The 3080-nt window shown below is 46.9% G+C and carries 2 pseudogenes; both read left to right on the plus strand.

Annotation, left to right across the window (positions count from 1 at the left end):
• Nucleotides 1-634 (plus strand): annotated as a pseudogene (locus tag Q0R35_RS13570) (single-stranded-DNA-specific exonuclease RecJ); the annotation flags it as partial.
• A gap of 317 nt (nucleotides 635-951) precedes the next feature.
• Nucleotides 952-3080, plus strand: a pseudogene (locus Q0R35_RS13575) (hypothetical protein); the annotation flags it as partial.

A 3080-nucleotide genomic window follows, 5' to 3' on the forward strand; every position in this document is an offset into this window, starting at 1 on the left:
GAAATTTCAACAGACTTTGAGCGAATTCGCCCATAAGTGCCTAGAAGTCGAACATCTCAAACATTTAGTCAGAATCGATGCCGAGGCAGATTTAGCGGCGATTAACATGTCGTTGTACGAACAAATCGATGCGATTCATCCTTGTGGAATGGAGAATCCCGATCCGGTATTCTGGACGGCAAATGTTCGGGTTGTCGAACAAAAAATTGTCGGTAAAGGACACCTGAAATTTATCGTCGATACGCCAGAATTTCCTCAAGGTATTAAAGCGATCGCGTGGCGATTTGGCGATTATTTTCCATTACCAAAATATTTAGACGTTGCTTATAAGCTTAAAGAAAATAACTGGAAAGATTCAAGAAATATCGAACTCGAAGTAATTAGCGTTCGGTTACCAGTAGCTGCACAGACTTATAAGTTTAATTATCAAGAGCGCGATTATGATTGCAGTATGTCTGACGATAAAGAACGTCTGACGATCGTCAATGCTCAGGGTCAGGCTTTGGTAGTAAATAAGGGTCAGAAGGTAGGGGAATTAGTCAGTAGTGTCGCACCAATTCAAACGATCGATATTACTAAGACTTATTATTTCGATCTGATTAAAACAGCGATGCAAGTATTACCAATTAGTTGAACTTTAACAGCTTACTGCCCTTGATAAAAAATATAGCATCTGAACTATGATTTATGTGATTAATAGATAGACTAAGATTATCGGATAGTAGTCCATCAAAATCCATCAAAGTCCATCAGGCAATCATTTTAATCGTAGTTCAGATGCTATTAGGGGAGAATTATGACCAGAAATCACCTAAAACCTAACACCTAAAACCTAAAACCTAACACCTAACACCTAGATTAGATCGATCGAGAAACTGTCACAAGCTGTAGAGAGCGAATGGTAATACTAAGGGAGGATAGTAAGTAACCAGCAGTCCCCCGTCAAAAATTATGCCGCGATCATCAGTCAAGTCGATGTGGTTGGAGTTGCAGATCGACCCTAACGACCCCGAATTATTAGCTACTCTAGATCGGATGGTGCGATCGGGAATGCTCGATCGATCGCAAATTCTCAAACTCGCCCGTGAGTGTCTGAGCGAACAGATTCAGCTAGAATCGTTACCCACAATCGTTCCGGCGATTGTGCCCGAAATTTACACTCCACCCGCACCCCCGCGCACTCCACCGCGCGCGCAGCAGATGTGGCAAAACCTCAAAGATGAATTGAGCGTGCGCTGGCTGTTATTTTTGGGCGTATTTTTAGTGGTGCTGTCGTCGGGAGTATTGGCGGCGACGCAATGGTCGTTATTTCCCGCATGGGGACAGTATGGCTTGTTGTGGCTGTATACGAGCGGGTTTTGGGTGGTGGGAGGTTGGGCGCGGCGACAAGAGGGGCTGAAACTGACGGCGAATACGCTCCAAATCGTGACTCTACTGTTAATTCCGGTCAATTTTTGGGCGATCGATTCGTTCCAACTTTGGCAGCAACCGCTAGAATTAGTCACCGCCATCCTCGCCGGAATCGGTCTGGGAGGCATCGTTTATCTTAAATACCGTCAGGGGCGCGGAAAAACTAATTTACAGCACTCTGGCTGGCTGCTAGCGGCTTATCTGGTGCTGAGTGGTCTGCAATTAGGCTGGCAAATTCCTTATTGGTCGTCGATCGCGATTTATATTGGGGCGATCGGGGTGGCAATATTATTACAAAGAATGCGCCAGATTGAGGGTGGCTCTCTAGCTATTTATGGGCTGGGAATACTGCTGTTACGCGGTTTACTGGTAGAACATTTACCGATTTATAGCTTTGGTTTGGCGATCGGGATTATTGGGTGGTTATTTACTCAATGGGGGCTACAAAAGGCGCACAGGCTGGCGCATCTGGATCGGTTTAGTCAGGTTTATGGCGAATCCACTCGGCTGGCGAGTTATCGGGTGACATTAACCTCCATCGCGAGGCTCTATCAACGAATTGGAGCTAGTTTGCTGGTATTTGGCTGGTTACTGGCAATCGGCGACTTATTGAGTATCCCCAAAAACAGCTCGTGGCAAGCCTTTGCTGTTAGTAGTCTGGCTTTATTGTGGCTCTGGCAACGTCTGAGAGCTTACCAACAACAGCGCGAAGTCACCGCTCTATTTTTTGTCGGACTGCAAACATATTTAATTAGTAACTTACTGTGGGCACCCCTGGCAACTGGGGCGATTTTTGCGAAGGTTTTACCGTTTTTATTGTTACTATTCGGACAAAATTATCTATTCGCTGGTTCGCTGCTAATTTTTCCCTACTTACTACTCTGGGTATGGCTTACCGATTGGTTCTGGAAACGAGAATGGTTTGCCCTGACGCGGCGGGGTGAATCGCTGATTTTGGCGACTGGGGCGATTTTACCGATAATTAATCTCGCCACACCCTTGAGTTTACTCGTCGATTTACTAGCATCGACCGCAATTTTGGCACATCTGACACTCCGCTATCAGCCAGTCAGAACCAGCTATGTCTATCTCACCCACCTGAGTGGCTTGGCGACGATTTTTGCCGCCCTCGCCTATCGGTGGGATTGGTGTAGATCTATTGCCCGTAATTTTGTGGGTAATAACGAGCAAATTCTCGATTTAGCCGTACTTACGATCGCCCTGAGCGTCATTACTGTCGCCGAATTATGGATTTCTGCTCAACCCGTGCGCCAGAGAACGGATGCTTGGCAACGCAGTAGCTGGAAGATCGGCTTAGGAAGCACGATCGCGACCGGATCGTGCTTTCTGCTATTAGCTACCTTCCCCACCGCACGGGCGATCTGGCCGTTATGGTGGTCGATTATCCCGATCGCGTTTACCTACATCGCCATTAAAAAGCCACCCTTACAACCTTGGCAACTTGCCAACCAAATTCCCGCTGCTTGGTATGCGATCGCCGGATTGGGTGGCGGATTATTACTAGCAGCCGATCGTACCGAATGGCGATCGATCTTGCTAATAGTGGCTGTGGGCGTAATGTTTCCCCTCGTCAAACGACTCGATCGAATTCTCGCCGCATTCGTTCACATCGGCTTTGGATTGGGGTTGGGCGTAAATTTACTAGTCGA

The sequence above is a fragment of the Chamaesiphon sp. GL140_3_metabinner_50 genome (genome assembly GCF_025361915.1).
Taxonomy (GTDB): domain Bacteria; phylum Cyanobacteriota; class Cyanobacteriia; order Cyanobacteriales; family Chamaesiphonaceae; genus Chamaesiphon.